Source organism: Streptomyces pactum (assembly GCF_016031615.1).
Lineage (GTDB): Bacteria > Actinomycetota > Actinomycetes > Streptomycetales > Streptomycetaceae > Streptomyces > Streptomyces pactus.
This window is the reverse complement of record NZ_JACYXC010000001.1, coordinates 3,177,948-3,199,273: the sequence shown is the minus strand read 5'-3', so window position 1 is coordinate 3,199,273 and position 21,326 is coordinate 3,177,948. Positions and strand designations below refer to the sequence as shown.

Here is a 21,326-nt window from a genome sequence, read left to right as displayed (position 1 = left end):
CGCATCCATGGCCGCCGGCCGCCCGTCGTGCCGGCCCCACGTACCGAGGAGGCGTGGACCGGTATGACGGACCCCGCACGCATCGACGTCCACCAGCACCTGATCCCGCCGGACCGCCGCGGCGCCATCGCCGGGCGGGCCACCGCCCAGGGCTGGCCCGCGCCGGCCTGGGACGAGCGGAGCGCGATCGCGATGATGGACCGCAGATCGATCGCGACCGGCATGCTGTCGTACGCGGCTCCGGTCGCCGGCCCGGACGACCCGGGGGCGGCCCGGGCGGCGGCGCGTGGCATCAACGAGTACACCGCCGAACTCGTGAAGGACCGGCCCGACCGTTTCGGCCACTTCGCCGCGCTGCCCCTGCCCGACGTGGACGGGGCGCTGGCCGAGGCGGCGTACGCGCTCGACGAACTCCGGGCCGACGGGCTGGTGCTGCTCTCCAACGCCCACGGCCGCTACCTGGGGGACCGGGAGTTCGAGCCGCTCTGGGCCGAACTGGACGCCCGGGCAGCGGTCGTCCTGGTCCACCCCACCGCGCCACCGGGTGCGCCGCTGCCCGACCTGCCCGTCCCCCTGGTGGACTTCCCCTACGACACCACCCGGACCGCACTGCACATGATCGTGAACGGGGTGCGGAGCCGGTACCGGCGGATGAAGGTGATCCTGCCGCACGCGGGTGGCTTCCTGCCGTACGCCGCCCACCGCTTCGCCGCCGCCGGCCGGCTCCGCCCCGGCGTCACCCCGGAGGACGTCCTCGCCGACCTGCGGAGCTTCCACTTCGACACGGCCTTCGTCGCCGGCCCCACCACCCTGCCCACGCTGCTCGCCTTCGCCGGGGCCGGCCGCGTGCTGTACGGCAGCGACTTCCCCATGCTCCCCGAGGAGTGGGGCACCGGCTTCGACACCGCGCTGGACGAGCACCCGTACCCGGGGCCCGAGGACCGGTACGCCGTCAACCGCGGCAACGCCGAACTCCTCTTCCCCCGGCTGGCACGCGGCTGACGGACCGGCCGGAGACCGGAACGGGGGCCTCGGGGCAGAGGTCTCGGCCGGGGCCCATCCGGGCTTCCCGTACGGGACGGTGTCTTACGGGCTCAGGGGCCGGGCCCCCGGACGGGAGCCGGTCGGATCCGACCGGCTCCCGTCCGGGACCCCACCGGTCCCGGGCTCGGGGGTCCCGTACGGGCTCAGGAGGCGGACCAGGGTTCAGGGGTGCCGCCTCCCGTAGGGAGGCCCCGGCGCGCGTGCCGACCGAGGCGCCGTCAGCCCTCGTCGGCCCCGGCCCCGGTCCCGGTCTCGGCGTCGGCTCCGGTCCCAGTCCCGGCGACCGTTCGGTAGGTGCAGACCTGAACGCCCGCATCGCTGGTGACCGTGGAGACCAGCTTCAGGGTGCGCAGCCCGCCGTCGGCCGGGAAGATCGTCTTCCCGCCGCCCAGGAGCACCGGCATGATGATGAGCCGCAGCTCGTCCAGGAGGCCCTCGCTCAGCAGCGTCCGCACCAGCGTGGGGCTGCCCATGACCAGCGCGGTGCCGTCACCGCCGGCCCGCAGCTCGCGGAGGCGGGCGACGGCCTCGCCGCCCGGGATGAGGGTGGTGTTGTTCCACGTCAGGTCCGCCTCGCCGAGGGTCGTGGACACCACGTACTTGGTGATCGCGTTCATCCGGTCGGCGAACGGGTCACCGGCCCGCTCCGGCCACGCCGCCGCCATCGTCTGCCAGGTGCGACGCCCGAACAGCAGCGCGTCCGCCGTGCGCAGCGCGTCGTCGAAGGCCCCGCCCACCACCTCCGGGTCGAAGAAGGACTGCGACCAGCCGCCGTGGGCGAAGCCGCCGTCGGTGTCCTCCTGGGGGCCGCCGGGAGCCTGCACGACGCCGTCGAGGCTGATGAAGGCGCTGGCCATGATGCGCATGGGGGTGGGTCCTCTTCCGTGGTCCAAGGAGGTGCGCGTGTCGCGGCAGGCCGCGTGCACCGGGTTACGGGAGAGGAGACCGTCAACGCGCCGGGAAGTCATCGCGCAGCGCCGCAGTCGTTCGTCGTCAGGCATGTGATCCGCGTCATGTCGGAGTGGCCTCGCCGGACGTGGGGGTCTCATCGCCGTTGCCGTACCACCGCGTTGGCTCATGCCGGCCCCGGGGTCGGCGCCGCGGGACGGCGCCGACGTGGCGTACGCCGGGGTGCGGTGCACCGTGGGGCGTGGCCGTGGCCGGATTCGCACCGCCCTAGGATCGCCCGCGTGGAGAATGTGATCACAACGGTTACGGACCCCTGCCCCGCGACAGCGGTGGAGAGTCACACGCGCCCCTCCGGTGCGGCGGCCGTCCGCCGCGAGGTGGTACGCGCCTGGGTGAACGGCTGGGTGCGCTCCCGGGGAACCGCGGCACCGGTCGAGGTGCCGGGCGGTTTCCGGATCGAGGTCGGCCGGCCCGGGCATGTGGCGCGGTACGTCCTGCCGGCTGCCGAGGAAACGGTCCTGCGGGAACTGGTCGCGGGCGTCGTCACCCCCGGTGTCCAGCTCAAGGTGTGCGCCCCGCGGGAACACGTCGCCCCGCTGCTCACCGACGCCTGGGATATCCAGCAGCCGGAGTACCTGATGACGGCGGCCCTCACCGGTCTTCCGGTCGGCCCGGACGCGTCCGCGCTCGCCCCGCAGGGTTACGTCATCGAGAGCGTGGACCAGGACGGCGTGGTGGACGTCCGGATCCGCCGCGGCGACGAGACGGCCGCGAGCGGACGGGTGGCACTGGCCCGGTCGGCGGCGGTCTTCGACCAGATCCACACCGACCCGGCGCACCGCCGCCGGGGCCTGGCCAGCCGGGTGATGGGTGCGCTTTCCGCCATCGCGGTCGAACAGGGCGCGGCACTGGGCCTGCTGGCCGCCACCGAGGAGGGGCTGACGCTCTACCGGGCGCTCGGCTGGGACCTGCAGACCCCGCTGACGGCGGCCGTCCTGCGGCCCTGAACCGGACACACCGTGGACCGGCGCCGCACCGGCCCTGGGGCCGGTCCTGAATCAGCCCTGATCGGCCCCGATCGGCCCTGATCGGCCCCGATCGGACCTGGGCCGGCCCTCCGTCCGGTGACGGCGCGCGGGCCGGCGTGGCCGCGCCCCGCGTACGCCGGCCCGGAGCCCGGTCCGGCACGCGCGTACACCGTCCCTGACCCACCGGCATCGTGCCGACCCACCGGCATCGTGCGCGTACGCCGGTCCGGGAGCGTCGTCCGGGTGCCCCGCCGGTGCGTACCCGTCCGGAATCACCCGGGTACGCCGGTACGGCACCGGCCCCCCGGCCCACCGGTGTGACCGGCCCGGCGGCCGCCGGGACCGCCGGGACCACGGGCAGCGGCCGGTCCCGGCGGCGGTCCGGCCGGCTCGGAGGCGGTCCGGCCGGCTCACCATCTCGACGTCCGATGGTCGCCAGCACCGCGCGACCGCCCCGGCCATGCTGGCGCCATGACCGCGACGAACGACGCGAGAACCCCCGTCAACGGCCCCACCGCCCACACCACCGCGGCCCGGCCGGCGGGGTCGGCCGGAGGGGCGGACGAGCCGCATGGACCACACGGTCCGCACGTGCCGCACGGTCCGCACGGCCCGGCCGGGGCCGGCGGTTCGGCGCCCGATCACCTGGCCGTGCTCGCCGGGATGTACCAGGCCGAGGCGCGGTACCTGGCCGCGGGCGGGCCGGGCAAGGCCCATTTCGCTCTGCTCGCCCCCTACTTCGCCCCTGATGTGGTGCTGCACCAGGCCGACGCCCTCCCCTACGGGGGTGTGTGGCGCGGGCATGACGGGCTGCAGCGGTTCTTCCTGGCGATGAGCGGCACCTGGGAGAGCTTCGCCATGGTGGAGCAGCGGTTCCTCGCCGTGGGGGACCCGGTGGTGGTGCTCACACAGGTGCGGGCGCGCGTCCGTGCCACCGGCCGTGAGCTGGGCTTCCCCATCCTTCAGACGATCGGTTTCCGGGACGGTCGCATCGCCGAGGTGCGCCCTTTCTACTGGGACACCGCCGCGATCGCCCGTGCCTGTACGCCCGTCGGGGCGGCGGCGGAGGCGCCCGCGCGACCGGCCGGCGCAAGGAGGCCGGCCCAGGGGCCGGCGTAGCGGGCGTCCGCCCCCGGGCGGCCGGTACCGCCCGCCCGGAGGGAAGGAGGCGGCTAGGACGCGGCACGGACACGGGCGATCCTCAGGGTGTGCCACCGATGAAAGTCAGGGTCGGGATGCGACCGAGGTCGGACGTGCCGGCGGGGTCGCGTGCCTAGCCTCGGCATGGTGATGACCATCCGACGCACGGCGCTCGTCGCCGCACTCACCCTCACCGTCGCCGTACCGCTCGCCGCCGGCACCGCGCTCGCGGCGCCACCCGCCGGGGACAGCACCTCGGCGTCCTCGGCGTCCCGGGCCGCCGCGCCGGTGAGACCGGGGACGGCCCCGGCCGCCGCGCTTCCGGGTGCCTTCCTCAAGGGCGCCGCGCCCTCCGCGGTCCCCGCACCCTCCACCGTCTCCGCCCCGCGGGGGGCCCGGGCCGAGGCCGCGGACGTGTCGCTCCGGCTGCCCCTGCCCACCGGCCGGTACGCCATCGGGCGGGACACCCTGCACCTGGTCGATCACAGCCGCCCCGATCCCTGGGTGCCCGAGGCGGGGGCCCGCGAGCTGATGGTGGACCTCTTCTACCCGGCACGGCCGGGGACCGGAAGTCCCGCCGCCTACACCAGCACCGAGGAGGCCCGGGCCCTGCTGGAGAGCCGGGGGCTGGAAGGGGTGATCCCCGCGGAGGCGGTCGGCCGGGCCGTCACGCACGGCCGGACCGGGGCCCGTCCGGTGGGCGGCAAGCACCCGCTGGTGGTCCTCTCGCCCGGGTTCACCGTCTCCCGTTACACGCTCACCCTGCTCGCCGAGGAACTGGCCAGCCGGGGCTATGTGGTGGCCACGGTGGACCACGCCTACGAGACCGTCGGCACCCTCTTCCCGGGTGAGGCACCCGGCGACCCCGATCGGCTGCTCACCTGCGTGGCCTGCGAGAAGTACCCGGAGACCGGGCTGGAGCCGGTCGCCGAGGGGAGGGCCGAGGACGTGAGCTTCGTACTGGACCGGCTCACCGGACGACACCCGGCCTGGCGGCACGCCCGGCTGATCGACACCAGGCGGATCGGGATGGCGGGGCACTCCATCGGGGGTAACACCGCGGCCCGGACGATGGTCACCGACCGGCGGGTCCGGGCCGGCGTGAACATGGACGGCACCTTCTTCTCCGAGATACCCGCCGACGGCCTCGGCGGCCGGCCGTTCATGATGCTCGGCACCGACGACGAGACCCACCGGCCGGGAGGCGCGGACGAGAGCTGGCTGCGCGCGTGGCAGCGACTGGACGGCTGGAAGCGCTGGCTGACGGTGACCGGCTCCGGCCACTTCACCTTCACCGACCTGCCGTTCTTCGCCGAGCAACTCGGCCTGCCGGACCCCGAGGCCCCGCTGTCGGGCACCCGGCCGGCGCAGATCACCCGTGGTTATGTGGCCGCCTTCTTCGACCAGCACCTGCGCGGCATACCGCAGCCGTTGCTGTCCGGGCCCACCGCGGAGAACCCGGAGGTGAAGTTCAACAACCCCTGACGCCACGTCCCACCACCCCTGACGGCTGCCGGTGACCATCGCGCCGAACGACACCGGCCCGACCCGCTGGCCCCGGCCCGCCGCACCGCGTCCGGGCCGGGCCGTCCGGTGGGGTGCGGGCCTCCGGCACCGGGGCGGACAGGGCACGGGGCGGACCGGTGGACGGCGCGACGGGCCGCCCGCGCGGTGTGCGGGCGGCCCGTCCGGGAGGTGAAGGGGACTACTTCACGATGGTGATCCGGTCCGCCTTCGGCGGGTCCAGCGGGGACTGGGCGGTGGAGTGGGCGCTCAGGTAGGCGTTGAACACGTCCAGGTCGGAGGGGCCGACCAGCTTGTTCCTGCCCTCCTTGAGGACGGGGAAGCCGTCGCCGCCGCCGGAGAGGAACTCGTTCATGGCCACTCGGTAGGTCTTCACCGGGTCGATCGGCTCCCCGTTGAGCCGGACCGAGCCGGTGACGATCCGGTCGGCGCCGGCCTTGGTCAGGTCCAGGGTGTAGGTGAAGCCCCGGGACACCTGGAGGATCTTCGGCTGGTCCGCGTTCGCCCCGCTGACCTGCTGGCGCAGGGCGGTCAGCAGCTGCTCGCCGGTGAGGTCGACGACCGTCATCATGTTGGTGAACGGCTGGACGGTGAAGGCCTCGCCGTAGGTCACCACCCCGTCGCCCTCCTGGCCCTGCGCCTTGTGGGCCAGGTCGGAGCGGATGCCGCCGGGGTTCATCAGCGCCAGCTGCGCGCCGCCCTTGTCGGCCGGGGCGAGCGCTTCGAGCTGGGCGTCGGTGATCAGGTCGCCCAGCGGGGACTCGTAGGTGCCGGCCCCGCGGCCGGGGATGTCGGCGGAGATGTAGCCGACGGGGCGGTTGGCGATCGGCGCCGCCAGCTCGTTCCAGCGGTCGATCAGCGCCGTCATGTCGGCCGCCTTCGGCTGGTTCCGGTGGACCACGTGGTTGGCCGACTTCACCCGGGTGCGCACGATGTCACCGGTGCGGCGGTCGTAGGTGAGGGTGGTGTCGGTGTAGAGGCGGCCGAAGGAGGCGGCGGAGGTCACGGTGCGCGGCCTGCCGGACGGGTCCGGGATGCTGCACGCGTACGCCTGGTGGGTGTGGCCGGTGATGAGCGCGTCCACCTGCGGGCTGACGTTCCGGGCGATGTCCACGACGGGGCCGGAGATGCCGTCGCCCGGTCCGGCGCTGTCGCAGTCGTAGTTGTACGCGGTGGAGGCAGGCATGCCGCCCTCGTGGATGAGGGCGACGACGGACCTGACGCCCTGGCGGTTCAGCTCCTTGGTGTACTTGTTGATCGTCTCGACCTCGTCGTGGAACTTCAGGCCCTTGACGCCCTCGGCGGTGACGATGTCGGGCGTGCCCTCCAGGGTGACGCCGATGAAACCGATCTTCACGCCCTTGCGCTCCCACACCGTGTAGGGCTTGAGGATCGGCTTCCCGGTCTTCTCGTCGGTGACGTTCGCCGCCAGGTAGGGGAAGTCCGCGCCGGGGAAGGTCTTGCCCTCCTCGTAGCAGCCCTCCTTGGGGTGACAGCCACCGTTCTGGATGCGGGCCAGTTCGGCGGCGCCCTCGTCGAACTCGTGGTTGCCCACCGAGCTGACGTCCAGCCCCAGCTTGTTGAGCGCCTCGACGGTCGGCTCGTCGTGGAACAGGCCGGAGAGCAGCGGGCTGGCACCGATCATGTCGCCGCCGGCCGCGGTGATGGTGTAGGGGTGGCCCTGGCGGGCCGTGCGCAGCGCGGTGGCCAGGTACTCGACACCGCCGGCGGGGATGGAGGTGGTGGTGCCGTCGGGCTGCCGCTCGGTGACGTTGCCGGAGGATCCCTGCGGGGGCTGCAGGTTGCCGTGGAGGTCGTTGAACGAGAGGAGCTGGACCTCGACGGTCGGGCCGTGGCCCCACGTGGTGGCGGACCCGCCGTCCTCCGGTCCGGTGGCGGTGGCGCCCGCGGGCAGCGCGGCGACGAAGACACCGGCGGTGGCGGCCAGTACCGCCGCCCCCGTGACCGATCGTCGCAGCTTTCGCCGTCGATGAGGTGTCGCCGACATCTTGTCCCCTTTGTGTATGAGCCGGATGACGGCGGAAGCCTACGGTCAACGCGCGTAGCGGGGCAGGGGGATCGAGGTTACGACCTGGTTGCGCATGGTGGTCCCGGGGGTGCGGGACGCCGTCCGGGGTGACCTGGCGTAGGCGGGGGCGATCCGGTCTCCACCGGGGGACCCGGCGTACGCGGGGGGCGGTCCGGTGGTGACCGGAGGGGGCGGGGGCGCGGCGGCACGGGAACGGGACACCGGGGCCGGGGGGCCACCGGGGGTGCGAGGGGCGGGGACACCGGGGGTGCGGCGGGCCCGGCCGCTGCGGGGTCGGTGCCGGGCGGTCGGCCGGTGCGGCTCCACCCCCGGCCGTCGGCGCCGCCGCTGGCTTACGCTCGGGACCATGAGCGAGATGAGCGAGGCGACGGGCCGACGGAGTCTGGAGACGCTGGACGAGCTGACCGAGGAACTCGCGGCCAGGGTGCTGGAGCTGGTCGCCGACGCCGCACGGAACGACGGGCAGCCGGCCGTGTCGGAGCAGGGGCGGCTGCAGATGCGCGGGCGCCGGCCGGGGGTGCGCCACCTGCTGCTGCGGGACGGCACCGGCGAACTCGTCGGCTACGGGCAGCTGGAGGACACCGATCCGGTGGAGGCCCCGGCCGCCGAACTGGTGGTGCACCCCGCACACCGGGGGCGTGGGCACGGCCGGGAGCTGGGGCACGCCCTGCTGCGCGAGTCGGGCCGCCGGCTCCGGGTGTGGGCCCACGGCGGACACCCCTCGGCCCGGCACCTGGCCCAGGTGCTGGGGCTGTCGCTCTTCCGTGAACTGCGGCAGATGCGCAGGCCGCTGACCGGCCCGGACGCCCCGCCGCTGGCCGAACCGGTGCTGCCCGGGGGAGTCACGGTGCGGACCTTCCGGCCCGGTGAGGACGACGCGGCCTGGCTGGCGGCGAACGCGGCGGCCTTCGCGCACCACCCGGAGCAGGGGTCGCTCACCCAGCGCGACCTGGACGACCGCAAGGCCCAGCCGTGGTTCGACCCGGCCGGGTTCTTCCTCGCCGAGCGGGCCGGCGAACTGGTCGGCTTCCACTGGACCAAGGTGCACGCGGAGGAGCAGCTCGGCGAGGTGTACGTGGTGGGTGTCCGGCCGGAGGCCCAGGGCGGCGGACTGGGCAAGGCGCTCACCGCGGTCGGCCTGCGCCACCTGTCCCGGCTCGGGCTGCCCACCGGAATGCTGTACGTGGACGCCGACAACACCGCCGCGGTCACGGTGTACGAGCGGCTCGGATTCACCACCCACGAGGTGGACCTGATGTACCGCACGGAGACCTGACCGGCACCCCGACCGTCCGCCCGCCCCGGAACGGGGCCGTTTGACGGTGCCCGGCGGGCGCCGGGCGGCGAGGACGGGGACCGTCAGCCCGCCGGGCACCGCCGGACCACGGTCAGGTTTCCGCCGGTGCCGCCGGTCCGCCCGTCCGGCCCGGCCCGCTTCCCCTCGGGCCGTCCGGCCTGCCGGGCCCGGCCCCTCCCGGCCCTGCCGGGCCCGGCCGTCCTTCCTGCCAGGGCCCGGACCTGACGGTCGGACCGGGCGCCCCTGGCGGTACGGCGGGTACGGGCCGCCACCGCGGCGCGCTGTGCGGCGTTGTGGTGGTGGCGTTGTGGTGGGCTGCCGCGCGGGAGGTGTGCGGCGAGGCGTCGATGCGTGGTGCGTGCTGCTGCGGCGGTGATCCGGTCGGCCGGGGCTACAGACCACCGGTGTACAGCAGGCGGTTGGGCGAGGCGGGGGGCACGTCGAGGACGTCCGGGGTGGCGCGGCCGATGAGCCGGCCGCGGATCCGCTCCGCATGCGCGGCCGGGTGCGCACCCAGGGCCAGGGCGGCGGCCCCGGCGACGTGCGGGCCGGCCATCGAGGTGCCGCTCAGTGTGGTCCGGCCACCGCCGGACCGGGCCGAGACGATGTCCTCGCCCGGGGCGTAGAGGTCCACGCAGGGGCCGTAGTTGCTGATGGCGGACGCGGTGTCGGTACGGTCGCTCGCGCCGACGGTGAGCGCCCGGCGGGCACCCGCGGGGGAGTAGCGGCAGGCGTCCGCACCGTCGTTGCCGGCGGAGACCACCGGCAGCACGCCCCGCACCGCCAGGTTGTCGACCGCCGTGTCGAGGGCCGGGCTCACATGGTCGGTGCCCAGGGAGGCGTTGAGGACGCCGGGCTGCCGGGCGTCGTGCGCCACCCAGTCGAGGCCCTCGATCATCCGGGACACCGGTGTGCGGTTGGCGCAGTCCAGCACCCGCACGCTGACCAGCGTCACACCGCGGGCCACCCCGTGCGTCGCCCCGCCGATCGTGCCGGCCACATGGGTGCCGTGGCCGTGGCAGTCCGCCCCCCTCCGGCCGTCGCCCACCCCGTCGTACCCGGGGACCGCCCGTCCTCCGGCGAACTCCGGGTGCCCGAAGTCGATCCCGGAGTCCAGCACATGGACCCGGACCCCGTCCCCGGTGCCCACCACGCCGAACCGGCCGTCCAGCGGCAGGTACGGCTGGTCGATCCGGTCCAGGCCCCAGCCGGCGGCCGGGCCCGGGAGGCCGCCGGCCCCTCCGGTCGCGGCCGGACCTCCGGTGGTGGTGTGGCTGGCGCCGTGACTGCCGGGTGTCGGGCGGCTGCCGGTGGCGGGACGGCCATCAACTGTGGGAAGACTGCCGGTCGTGGGACGGCCGGCAGTCGTGGAACGGCCGCGGGTGACGGCGGGGCTGCCGGCCTGCCCGGCCCCGTCGGAGCCGCCGCCGGCCGCCCCGCGGATGCCACGGGCGGGCGCCGCGGGGCCGCCGCGCCCGGTGCGGGCGGGCGTGGACGCGGCGGGCGAGGGAGCGCGGGGGGTGCGGCGGAGGGGACGGCCGGATGCCCGTGGGCGTAGCCGTCCTCCTCCACCGCCACCACCTCCGGAAGCGCACGGACCGCGGTGAGCTGCCCGGGGTCCAGCCGGGCGGCGAAGCCGTTCAGAACCCGCCGGTAGGTGAAGAGCGGACGTACGCCGGGCGCCGCCCGCCGGAGGGCGTCGGCCGGGGCGGCGCCCGCCTCCAGGGTCACGATGTACTGCCCGCGAACGGCCCCGGGCACCCGCCGCAGCGGGGCCGTGGAGGTGCCGGGTGGGTCCTCGGGTCCGTCGTCCGTACGGTACGGCGCGTCGTCCGTACGGTCCGGTGCGTGCGCGACCGCGTTCACGTGCGTGTTCGTGGCCGCGCCCGCGTGCGTGTTCGTGTTCGCGTCCCGGCCCCGCGCACCCGCGCCCCGTACGTGCGCCACGTCGCCGTCGCGGTTCGGCGCGTCCGCGGCCGGTCCCGGGGCGGAGGCCGTGGTGAGCGGTGCGGCGGTGGCCGCCGGTGCGGCCGCGGGGCCGGCGGCGGTGAGGAGAACGGCGCTCAGCGCGGTGAGCGGACGACGCACAGTGATCACTCCTGGCCACATGGGTAGCGGTACGGATGCCTCCGGGTGTCTGCTCGCCCCGGCCGCTGCCGAAGCCGGGCGAAGGCCGGAACCGTCCCTTCGGGCGACAGACGCTCCTCGCCCCGACACCGCCCGTTCCCGGCCGCCCGCGTCCCGGGCCACACCGGCCCAGCACCCGCACTCCCGCCACGGCGCCCGCGTCCGGACCCACACCGGCCCCGCAGCGCTCCCGAAACCGGTGCTGTCCGGAGGGGCGCGCGGGGGCGGGGCAGGCGGTACGGTATGCGGCGCGCGCGGGAGTCTCCGGCGCGTGTCACGCCCGGCGCGCGGGGCCGCACCGGGTGTTGCGAAGAGGCACGGCGGCGCTGCGCCCGGGGTCCGCACGCCCGGGCCGCTCCCTGCGCCACGGACGCGTATGCCGGCCGCCCCCGCGCCACGGGGACGCCGTACGCCGGCCGCCCCCGCGCCGTGGGCGGAGGCACGCCGGCTGCTACGGCCCCCGCCGGGGCAGCCGTGTGCGGGTGGCCGCCGCCCCGCCGGTACGGCCCGCCGACCGGTGGCCGGGCCGCTCCGGGCGGGCCGGGGGCGGGGCCCGCCGCCCGGACGTCTCGGGGATGCGTCCCGATTTCCTACGCGCCATGTCTCCGTTACCGGCGATTCAATCTTGGTTGCGAGCATCACGGAATGCAGTCCGCTGTGTCCACGTCCCGGCACCGGCCGCGCCGGGCTGCCCCGGCGCCGTCGTCCGACGCGCCTGACCTGCCCCAGGCGCGGAAGAATGAGGTCATGAACGAGCTCAGTGGTCAGGCTCCCGTTCCGTCCCAGCCCCAGCCGCAGCCCTCGGTCGGTTCCATCGCCGCGCACCGCCCGCACGCGGTGGCGGTGCCACCGGTCGGTGAGCTGGACCTCGACCCGGACCTGGACGCCGACGCGGACGACTACGAGGACGGCGGCGTCCCGGGGGCGGACGGCCCGGAGCTGCCGCACGGCCGGTTCCTGGACCGGGAGCGCAGCTGGCTGGCGTTCAACGAGCGGGTGCTGGAGCTGGCCGAGGACCCGGCCACCCCGCTGCTGGAGCGGGCGAACTTCCTGGCGATCTTCGCCAGCAACCTGGACGAGTTCTTCATGGTGCGCGTCGCCGGCCTCAAGCGGCGCATCGCCACCGGGGTCGCCACCCGGTCCGCGTCCGGGCTGCAGCCGCGCGAGGTGCTGGAGCTGATCTGGACCCGGTCCCGGGAGCTGATGGCCCGGCACGCCGCGTGCTTCCAGCAGGACGTCGCGCCCGAGCTGGCCGACCACGGCATCCACGTGATCCGCTGGCCGGACCTGACCGACAAGGAACAGTCGAGGCTGTCCACGCTGTTCCGGCAGCAGATCTTCCCGGTGCTCACCCCGCTGGCGGTGGATCCCGCGCACCCCTTCCCGTACATCTCCGGGCTCTCCCTCAACCTCGCCGTGGTCGTCCGCAACCCGGTGAGCGGCCACGACCACTTCGCACGGGTGAAGGTCCCGCCGCTGCTGTCCCGGTTCGTGGAGGCGTCCGCGCAGCGGTACGTGCCGCTGGAGGACGTGATAGCCGCGCACCTGGAGCAGCTGTTCCCCGGCATGGAGGTGCTGGCGCACCACATGTTCCGGGTCACCCGCAACGAGGACCTGGAGGTGGAGGAGGACGACGCGGAGAACCTCCTCCAGGCGCTGGAGAAGGAGCTGCTGCGGCGCCGCTTCGGGCCGCCGGTGCGGCTGGAGGTCGAGGAGTCCATCGACCCCTACGTGCTCAATCTGCTGATCCGCGAGCTGAAGGTCTCCGAGGCCGAGGTCTACCCGCTGCCCGGGCCGCTGGATCTGACCGGCCTGTTCGCCATAGCGGCGCAGGACCGGCCGGAGCTGAAGTACCGGAAGTTCGTCGCCGGCACCCACCGGGACCTGGCCGAGGTGGAGTCCGCCTCGCCGCCGGACATCTTCGCCGCGCTGCGCGAACGCGACGTGCTGCTGCACCACCCGTACGACTCCTTCTCCACCTCCGTCCAGGCGTTCCTGGAACAGGCCGCCGCAGACCCGGACGTGCTCGCGATCAAGCAGACGCTGTACCGGACGTCCGGCAAGTCGCCGATCGTGGACGCGCTGATCGACGCCGCCGAGGCCGGCAAGCAGGTGCTGGTGCTGGTGGAGATCAAGGCGCGCTTCGACGAGCAGGCCAACATCAAGTGGGCGCGGAAGCTGGAGGAGGCCGGCTGCCACGTCGTCTACGGGCTGGTGGGCCTGAAGACCCACTGCAAGCTGTCGCTGGTGGTGCGGCAGGAGGGCGACACCCTGGTCCGCTACTCGCACGTGGGCACCGGCAACTACCACCCCAAGACCGCCCGGCTCTACGAGGACCTCGGCCTGCTCACCGCCTCCCCGGACGTCGGCGCGGACCTGTCCAACCTGTTCAACCGGCTCAGCGGTTACTCCCGCCAGGAGCGGTACGAGCGGCTGCTGGTGGCCCCCAGATCGCTCCGCGACGGCCTGGTCACGCGCATCCTCAAGGAGGTCACGCACCTGAAGGCCGGCCGTCCCGCCTCCGTCCGCATCAAGGTCAACTCGATGGTGGACGAGGCGGTGATCGACGCCCTCTACCGGGCCTCCCAGGCGGGCGTGCCGGTGGACGTGTGGGTGCGGGGCATCTGCGCGCTGCGCCCCGGGGTGGCCGGGCTCTCGGAGAACATACGGGTGCGGAGCATCCTCGGCCGCTTCCTGGAACACTCACGGGTCTTCGCGTTCGGGAACGGCGGCGAGCCCGAGGTGTGGCTGGGCAGCGCCGACATGATGCACCGCAATCTGGACCGCCGGATCGAGGCGCTGGTGCGCGTCACCGATCCCGGACACCGCGCTTCCCTGTGCCGGCTGCTGGAGACCGGGATGTCCGACACCACCGCCTCCTGGCACCTGGGCCCGGACGGCTCCTGGACCCGGCACGCCACCGACGCGGACGGGAAGCCGCTGCGCAACGTACAGGAAATGCTCATCGACGCCCGGAGGCGCCGACGTGGTTCAGCGACATGACCTGCTGTCGGCAGACGTTACGGGGACGACCGGGCCGCCACCGTCGTCCGGCACCCCGCCGACCGACGCACCCGGCCCCGGGGGGAACGACATGACGGAACACGCCAGGGGTGCCACCGCGCCCGTATCGGGGCTGGAATCCGCCACCGCGGGCGAGGTGCTCGCGCTCTACCTGCACGCCCAGGCCGGGGACTTCCTGCGCAGCCTGCGCCTGCACCGGGAGAGCGCGGCGGACGTGGAGGAGGCCGCCGAGGCGGCCCGGCTGCTGCGCCGCTCGGCCCGCCGGATCAGCGGGGTGCTGCACGCCTACCGGCCGCTGACCGACACCGCCTGGGCCGACCAGCTGCGCGCCGAACTCGCCTGGCTGTCGGGCACCCTGGCCCGCGAACACGCCTACGCCGCCCGGCTGGCCCGGCTGCGCGGCGCCCTGTACCGCCTCTCCGGCGCGACCACCGGCCACCCGGACGCCGGGTACGAACGGGCCCGCCCCACCTTCACCGCCGAACTCCTGGGCGACCTGGACCGGGCTCCGGCCGCCGGGGCGGGCGTGCGGTCGGACGGGGGCCGGGACCCCGGCCACGACCGGGAGCGCGCCCCGGCGCCGGACGGTACCGCGGGGCCCGCCGTGGCGGGGCCGCACCCGGCGGCCGGGGCCGCGGACGCCCCGGGCGAGGACCGGACCGCGGGCCAGGACCGGACCGCGGGCGCGGCCGGGACCGGGGGCGCGGCCGGGACCGGGGGCGCGGGCCGGACCACGGCCGAGGTCACGGTGCGGCAGGTGACCAGCGCCGCCGCCCCGGCCGCCCGGCGCGGCGTCACCGCGGACCTCGGCGCCCCCCGGGAGGCCGTGCCGGGGGAGGCGTCCGACCGTCCCGGCCCGGCGCCGGGCCGGCCGTCCGACCGGTCCCGCCCGTCCGACCGGTCCGACGGCGGCGCGGACCCGGCCGGTGACCCCGGCGGTCCGCCGCCGGCCCCGGCGGGGCGGGGCACCGTCCCCGGCGCCCGCAGCGGACGGGGGCGGCGCGCGGTCTCGCTCACCGCGGACGACCCGGGTGAGCGGGAGGCCGGACGGGCCGCGCCGGGAGCCGCCGGGGACCACGCCCACCGCGCCGAGGGGCCGATCCGGCGCGGTGGTCCCGCCGGCCCGTCCGCGGGCGGCGCCGGCCGTGGACGCGCCGGGCAGCCCGCGCCCCGTACGGACCACCCCGCCGGCCACGCCGCCACGGCGGGCGGCGCGGCCGGCGCCCCCGGTGCCGCGGGGGAGCGGAACACCGCCGGGGAACGGGCCGCCGCGGGTGCCCGCACCGGCCCCCGGGAGGGCCGCGCGCCGAAGCGGGAGGAGCAGCGTCCCGGGGCGCTCACCGTGGGCGCGGCACGCGCCGGCGCACTGCTGGAGCGCCAGCTGACGCTCGCCCGGACCCGCGCCCACACCGCCGCGCTCCAGGCCCTCGGCTCGTCCCGCTTCCACGCGGTCGCCGACGCGGTCGCGCTGCTCGCCTCCGAGGTCCCGCTGGACGAGTCCGCCGCCGCCCGCCCGGCCGAGGAGGCGCTGCCGCCGCTGGCGGACCTGGCGCACCGGCGGCTGGTGGAGGCCGTGGACGCGCTGCCGCTGGGCCGCGCCGGCCACCCGTACAACGCGGAGGCCCTGGTGCACGGCCTGGCCGCCACCCCGGCGGCCGACGCCCCGCCCGCCAGCGAGCAGCAGGACGCCCCCTGGCACCAGGTGCGGCGGCTGGTACGGGCCCGCCGGTACGCGCTGGAGGTGCTGGACGAGGCGGAGCGGGCGGCCGGCAGCGGGCTGCTGGAGGTCGAACCGTCACTGTCGGTGCGGCTGCTGGCCGCCGCACAGGCGCTGGAGCGGCACCGGGACGCCGCGGAGGCCGCCGCGGCTGCCGCGGCCGCCGCCCGTACCCCGCGCATCGCTCCGGCCACCGCCTACGCCCTCGGGGTGCTCCACGCCGACCAGCGGCACGAGGTCGAGGCGGCGCGGTTCGCCTTCGGCCGCGTCTGGCAGCGGCTGGTGACGGCCGCGCCCTGACGTCACGGCCGCGCCCCACCCCACCGGCGCGCCTGACGACGGCCGCACCCGGACGGTGACCTGCCGGCGGGTGCGGGTGCGGGTGCGGGTGCGGGTGCCGGGCGGGGGCCGGCGGTCGGGGTGCCGGGCGGTGCGGACCGGCCGGGCGATGGGCCCGCGCGGCGGCGCGGTCGCGGGCCGGGCGGGCGTGTCCGGACGGGGGCGGGCAGGCCCCTGGCGGGTGCGGTCCGGGGAGCGCCGCGCTTCGCGGGCCGTGGCCGGGCGGAGTGACCTGCGGTTTGCTGCCAGCGGGGCGCTGGCTGTGTGGCGTGGGCCGCGGCGGTGACGGCTCGTCGCACCGGCCGCGGGCAGGGGCGCGGGAACGGGCAGGGGAGGTGGACGGCAGGTGGTACCCACGGGCTCCCCGGGTGCGGGACGCCCGGACGCATCGCACCGGACGGGACGGCCGGCCGGCGACCGGCGCGGCCTCGGTGGTGCGGCGCCGGTCCGGGCCGCCGGCTGTGTGCTGTGGCGCCGCGCCCGGTCCGGCGGACCGGTGGAGATCGCGCTGGTGCACCGGCCCCGCTACGACGACTGGTCCCATCCCAAGGGAAAGCTCAAGCGCGGCGAGGACCCGCTGCGCGGCGCCGTCCGCGAGGTGCTGGAGGAGACCGGTATCGGCTGTCTGCCGGGTCCCGAACTGCCCACCGTCCGCTATCCGGTGCGGGGCCGTCCCAAGGAGGTCCGCTACTGGGCGGCCGAGGCCGACCCGGAGGACGTCTTCGTTCCCAACCGGGAGGTGGACCGGCTGCTGTGGCTGCCGCCGGACCCGGCCCGCGGACTCCTCACCCACCACCACGACCGGGCCCTGGTGGACGCGCTGCTCACCGCCCTGCGCGCCGGCTGACCGCCGGCCGGAGGCCCTGCGCCCGCCCCGGCCGCGTCGCTGCCTGGCGCGAGCGGCACGGGTGGCACGGGTGGCCGCCCCGGCGGCATCGGTGGTCTTTCCCGGCGTCATGGGCGGCCATCGCGGCGGCATCGGTGACCTGCCCGGTGACATGAGCGGCCGCTGCGGTGCCCGTCCCGACGGATTCGGGCGGCCGGCACGTGTCCCGGCCGGCACGTGTCCCGGCCGGCACGTCCCCCCGGTCGGTGCGTGTCCGCCCGGCCGGGCCGGCCCCGCGCCGGTACGGGTCTCACGGTCGTACACCCGCCGCGTCGTTCCCGCGCCGTGTACGCCCGGCCCGTGGGACCCAGGCTCCGTAGCCCCGGCCGGGCCGGCTCCGTGCCGGCGTACGCCGGCCGCGTACGCCCGAACCCGTACGCCCGAACCCGTAGGCCCGAACCCGTACGTCCGGCCGTACCCCCGGCCCGTACTCGGCTCGTACGTCCGGTCCTTGCTCCGGGGCCCGTACGTCCGGCCCTTGCCCCGGAAGTACGGGCGGCCGCCGGCACCGGCCCCGACCAGGGCCCGGCACCGGCGGCCGTGGCGGGCGAGGGGGGACTCAGCGGCGCCGGCGCAGGGACGCGTCGGCGAGCGCCGGGGGCACGTAGTAGCTGTCCGCGCGGTTCAGGTCGGTGCCCGGCGGCACGATCTCGTCGATGCGGTCCAGCACGTCGTCGTCGAGCACGGCGTCCGCCCCGGCCAGCAGGTCCTCCAGCTGTTCCATGGTGCGCGGGCCGATGATCACCGACGTGACGGCCGGGTGGGAGCGCACGAACGCGGTCGCCAGGTGCGGCAGCGTCAGCCCCGCGTCCGCGGCCACCGCCGCCAGCTTGCCGACGGCCTCCAGCTTCCGGGCGTTCTCCGGAACCGAGGGGTCGAACTTCTGCCGCTCCAGCGAGCTCCGGCCGGCCGACAGGTCGATGTCGGACGCCTTGGTGTAGCGGCCGGAGAGCCAGCCCGCCGAAAGCGGTCCCCAGGTGAGCACGCCCATTCCGTACTTCTGCGCGGTCGGCAGCACCGCCGCCTCCACGCCGCGCGCCAGCAGCGAGTACGGCGGCTGTTCGGTGCGGAACCGTACGTGCCCGCGCCGCTCGGCCACCCACTGCGCCTCCACGATCTGCTCGGCCGGGAAGGTCGAGCTGCCGATCGCGCGGATCTTCCCGGCGCGGACCAGGTCGGAGAGGACGGAGAGGGTCTCGTCGATGTCCGTGTGCGGGTCGGGGCGGTGGATCTGGTACAGGTCGATGTGGTCGGTGCCCAGGCGGCGCAGGCTGTTCTCGATCTCCCGGGTGATCCAGCGGCGGGAGTTCCCGCTGTGGTTGGGGTCGTCGCCCATCGCCCCGTTCGCCTTGGTGGCGAGCACCACGTCGTCCCGGCGCCCCTTGAGCGCCTTGCCGACGATCTCCTCCGACTCGCCGCCGGAGTAGATGTCCGCGGTGTCCACGAAGTTGATGCCCGCGTCCAGGGCGCGGTGGATGATGCGCACGCTGTCGTCGTGGTCGGAGTTGGCCCAGCCGCCGAACATCATCGCGCCGAGTGCGTACTCACTGACCGAGATGCCGGTACCGCCGAGGATTCTGCGCCGCATGTCTGCCGTTTCTCCGGTTCTGTTCGCCGTGTCGTACCGCCGGCGGACCGCGCGGGGAGCGCGGCCGGTGTCGCCGCCGTGCCGTGTGACCACTCTCGGGCCCCCGCACGCCGGGCGACAGGCCCGCCTCAACCTGGGTCTGCCGGAACCACCCTGCCGTGACGCGCCCCTCCGCGCACCGTCGCACCGTCGCGCCGCTGACGACTCCGCGCCGCCCGGGTGCCCTCCGCGCCACCTTCGCGCCTCCTCCGCGCATCACACGCTGTTCCGCGCGCCCCGCGTGCCCCACGCGCGTACCCCGGGGACCCTGACGCCGTGAGGTGCCGGTGGAGGCGCCGGCTCCCGGTACCGCGTGGTGTCCGGCCCTGGGTAACCCACCGTCCGCTCGCGATAATGGAGGGATGGGCCACACCCCACCGGACATCAGTCCCTTTCTCAAGGCGCGCCGCGCGGCGCTGGACCCGGCGGCCGTGGGGCTGCCCCAGGGTCTGGTCCGGCGGCGGGTGCGCGGACTGCGGCGGGAGGAGGTCGCCCAGCTCGCCGGCATCAGCGTGGACTACTACACGCGGATCGAGCAGGGGCGTGCGCACGGCATCTCCGACTCGGTGCTGGACGCCGTGGCCCGGGCGCTGCGGCTCAGTCCGGCCGAGCACACCTATCTGCGCAACATCGCAGGCCCGAGCCGCCACGGGACCCGTCCGCCGGCGCGCGAGCACCGGGTGAGACCGCAGTTGCGGCAACTGCTGGACGCACTCGACGAATCCGTCCCCGCCTTCGTCTACGGGCCCGGGCTGGACATCCTGGCGTGGAACCGGGTGGCCGGGCGCATCTCGTTCGACCTCCCGTCGGTCCCCGGGCCGGAGCGCAACGCCGCGCGCCTGGTCTTCCTCCACCCCGATGCCAAGGCGCTCCACCCCGACTGGGAGCAGCTGGCGGCGGAGACCGTGGCGACCATGCGGGCCGAGGCCGGCCGTCGTCCGGAGCTGCTGTGCCGGATCGTGTGCGAACTGCTGGACAACAGCGCCGACTTCCGCCGGCACTGGGAGGCGCAGGCGGTCACCGAGCGCACCCACGGCACCAAGCGCATCCGCAACCCGCTGGTCGGGGAGGTGGAGGTCACCTATCAGGTGTTGCTGCTGCCCTCCGACGACGGCCAAGTGCTGTGCACCTACACGGGGGCACGCGGCTCGCGCACCGAGCGGGCGCTGCGGGAACTGGCGGCGCTCACCCGGGACGACGATCCGGCGGCGCAGGAGTCCGTGGGCGCGCCCGTCGGTGCCTCTGCCGGAGCCTCCGTGGGCGCCTCCGCCTGAGCCGTGGGCGGGCGCCGTTTCCGTACGGCGGTGGTGACGGACGGGGCGGTGCCGGTACGGGAGGGAGGTGCCGGCACAGGGGGGTGGGGGCGTGCGGCCCGGCCGCCAACGAGCCGCGGGCCGGGCGCGTGGGGTGGCATGCGGGTGCGGCGCCGGGCGCGCGGGGTGGTGGACGCAGGGCCTTCGGAGGCCGGGGCGGGACGGCGCCGGTTCCGTGGCGCGCGGTGCGGTGGCCCCGCGGCGGTGTATGGGCTCCGCGGTGGTGTGCAGGTTCCGCGGTGGTGCGGGGTCTCGCGGTGGTGTGGTGGTTCCGCGCGGTGCGGCAGCGCGGGGCACGGGACACGGCGTAGCCGTACGGCGGTGGGCGCGGGGGGCGGGTACGGGCGCGGGCGCGGGGGACGTGGGGCGCCGGCGCTCCCGGCCGGTACCAGCGCCGTGGTCAGCCGGTGCGCGGGGCCAGCGCCTCCCAGCGGACCGTGACCTCTCCCTGCCGCCATCGGCGCGGCCCGTCGGTCAGCGGCCAGCCGGCGCGCAGGGCGGCGCACGCCCTGATCCAGCGCTGACGCGCGCTGAGCGCCGCGTACGGGGCCGCCGCGGCCCACGCGCGGTCGAAGTCGCGGAGGAAGGCGTGCACCGGCTCCCCCGGCACGTTGCGGTGGATGAGGGCCTTCGGCAGCCGCTCGGCGAGGTCGGACGGGCGGTCCAGGCCACCGAGGCGGGCGGCGAAGGTGACCGTCCGGGGCCCGTCCGGGGTGAGCGCCACCCACACGTGCCGCCGGCCGATCTCGTCGCAGGTGCCCTCCACCAGCAGGCCGCCGGGGGCCAGCCGGTCGCACAGCCGACGCCACACGGCCCCGACCTCGGCCTCGTCGTACTGGCGCAGCACATTGGCGGCGCGAATCAGGTGGGGGCGCGGGCCGAGCCCGGCGGGCAGCGGGACCTCGAAGCCGCCGTGGGCGAAGTCCAGCCCCTCGCGCCGGTACGGGCGGGCGGCGGCGACCCGGTCCGGATCGATCTCGATCCCCACCACGCCGACCCGCGGCGCGGCCGTCCGCAGCCGCTCCAGCAGTTCCACGGCGGTCCAGGGGGCGGCACCGTATCCCAGATCGACCGCCACCGGGGCCGTGGCACGCCGCAGGACGGGGCCGTGCACCGCCGCGATCCAGCGGTCCATCCGGCGGAGCCGGTTCGGGTTGGTGGTGCCGCGTGTCGCCGACCCGACGGGACGGGTCGGCGAAGGGGTACGTACGGCGGCCATGCGCTCGACTGTAAGCGGTCGGGGCGGAGAGGCGGGAAACGGGCGGGCCGTCGCCGGGCCGTGCGGCACCGACGGGGTGGGC

Annotated in this window: 14 protein-coding genes and 2 pseudogenes; 10 read left to right on the top strand and 6 right to left on the bottom strand. The window is 75.9% G+C overall.

The genetic code is table 11. The features are described 5' to 3' along the window. The first annotated feature begins 63 nt into the window (after positions 1–63). Positions 64–1,002: an amidohydrolase family protein gene (locus IHE55_RS12615; protein ID WP_197989118.1), complete on the top strand. Its 939-nt coding sequence runs from the start codon at positions 64–66 to the stop codon at positions 1,000–1,002. A gap of 260 nt (positions 1,003–1,262) precedes the next feature. On the opposite strand, the gene IHE55_RS12610 is transcribed toward IHE55_RS12615, so the two are convergent. Beyond that, entirely contained in the window at positions 1,263–1,910 is a 648-nt protein-coding gene (locus tag IHE55_RS12610; protein WP_197989117.1) for a dihydrofolate reductase family protein, read from the bottom strand. Positions 1,911–2,234: 324 nt separating this feature from the next. Here IHE55_RS12610 and IHE55_RS12605 point away from each other — a divergent pair, with 324 nt between their 5' ends. The 3 genes from IHE55_RS12605 (at position 2,235) to IHE55_RS12595 (ending at position 5,606) form a co-directional block, all read left to right on the top strand. Then, the gene (locus IHE55_RS12605) at positions 2,235–2,960 is read left to right on the top strand and encodes a GNAT family N-acetyltransferase (RefSeq protein ID WP_232265541.1); all 726 of its coding nucleotides are present in this window, start codon (positions 2,235–2,237) and stop codon (positions 2,958–2,960) included. A 684-nt stretch (positions 2,961–3,644) separates the two neighbouring features. Continuing rightward, positions 3,645–4,100 carry a nuclear transport factor 2 family protein gene (locus IHE55_RS12600; protein ID WP_197991965.1) on the top strand — a complete coding sequence of 152 codons (456 nt, stop codon included), beginning with the start codon at positions 3,645–3,647 and terminating at the stop codon, positions 4,098–4,100. Positions 4,101–4,265: 165 nt separating this feature from the next. Beyond that, on the top strand, positions 4,266–5,606 hold the full coding sequence (locus IHE55_RS12595) for an alpha/beta hydrolase family protein (RefSeq protein ID WP_197989116.1): 1,341 nt from the start codon (positions 4,266–4,268) through the stop codon (positions 5,604–5,606). Between the two features lie 220 nt (positions 5,607–5,826). Here the strand turns inward: IHE55_RS12595 and IHE55_RS12590 are convergent, their stop codons facing one another. Next, positions 5,827–7,653, bottom strand: coding sequence for a bifunctional metallophosphatase/5'-nucleotidase (locus IHE55_RS12590; RefSeq protein ID WP_197989115.1), 1,827 nt, complete (start codon positions 7,651–7,653; stop codon positions 5,827–5,829). 388 nt (positions 7,654–8,041) lie between these two features. On the opposite strand from IHE55_RS12590, the gene mshD reads away from it, so the two are divergent. Then, a complete protein-coding gene (gene mshD / locus IHE55_RS12585; RefSeq protein WP_197989114.1) occupies positions 8,042–8,971 on the top strand; it encodes a mycothiol synthase in 930 nt (309 codons plus the stop codon). 412 nt (positions 8,972–9,383) lie between these two features. Here the strand turns inward: mshD and IHE55_RS12580 are convergent, their stop codons facing one another. Next, a complete protein-coding gene (locus IHE55_RS12580) occupies positions 9,384–10,145 on the bottom strand; it encodes a S8 family peptidase (protein WP_307826629.1) in 762 nt (253 codons plus the stop codon). 416 nt (positions 10,146–10,561) lie between these two features. Next, a pseudogene (locus IHE55_RS33085) lies at positions 10,562–11,101 on the bottom strand (protease inhibitor I9 family protein); the annotation flags it as partial. A 765-nt stretch (positions 11,102–11,866) separates the two neighbouring features. On the opposite strand from IHE55_RS33085, the gene IHE55_RS12570 reads away from it, so the two are divergent. The 4 genes and pseudogenes from IHE55_RS12570 (at position 11,867) to IHE55_RS12555 (ending at position 17,046) form a co-directional block, all read left to right on the top strand. Beyond that, positions 11,867–14,122 carry an RNA degradosome polyphosphate kinase gene (locus IHE55_RS12570; protein ID WP_197989113.1) on the top strand — a complete coding sequence of 752 codons (2,256 nt, stop codon included), beginning with the start codon at positions 11,867–11,869 and terminating at the stop codon, positions 14,120–14,122. A 91-nt stretch (positions 14,123–14,213) separates the two neighbouring features. Beyond that, positions 14,214–14,561 (top strand): annotated as a pseudogene (locus IHE55_RS12565) (CHAD domain-containing protein); the annotation flags it as partial. A 408-nt stretch (positions 14,562–14,969) separates the two neighbouring features. Further along, a complete protein-coding gene (locus IHE55_RS33080) occupies positions 14,970–16,160 on the top strand; it encodes a CHAD domain-containing protein (protein ID WP_197991963.1) in 1,191 nt (396 codons plus the stop codon). Positions 16,161–16,545: 385 nt separating this feature from the next. Then, positions 16,546–17,046, top strand: coding sequence for an NUDIX hydrolase (locus IHE55_RS12555; RefSeq protein WP_197989112.1), 501 nt, complete (start codon positions 16,546–16,548; stop codon positions 17,044–17,046). A 598-nt stretch (positions 17,047–17,644) separates the two neighbouring features. Here IHE55_RS12555 and IHE55_RS12550 read toward each other — a convergent pair. Next, complete coding sequence (locus IHE55_RS12550; protein ID WP_197989111.1) at positions 17,645–18,673, bottom strand: aldo/keto reductase; 1,029 nt, start codon at positions 18,671–18,673, stop codon at positions 17,645–17,647. Positions 18,674–19,074: 401 nt separating this feature from the next. On the opposite strand from IHE55_RS12550, the gene IHE55_RS12545 reads away from it, so the two are divergent. Then, positions 19,075–19,986 carry a helix-turn-helix domain-containing protein gene (locus IHE55_RS12545; protein WP_197989110.1) on the top strand — a complete coding sequence of 304 codons (912 nt, stop codon included), beginning with the start codon at positions 19,075–19,077 and terminating at the stop codon, positions 19,984–19,986. A 439-nt stretch (positions 19,987–20,425) separates the two neighbouring features. Here IHE55_RS12545 and IHE55_RS12540 read toward each other — a convergent pair whose 3' ends face one another. Beyond that, entirely contained in the window at positions 20,426–21,244 is an 819-nt protein-coding gene (locus IHE55_RS12540) for a class I SAM-dependent methyltransferase (protein WP_197989109.1), read from the bottom strand. Positions 21,245–21,326 lie beyond the last annotated feature (82 nt).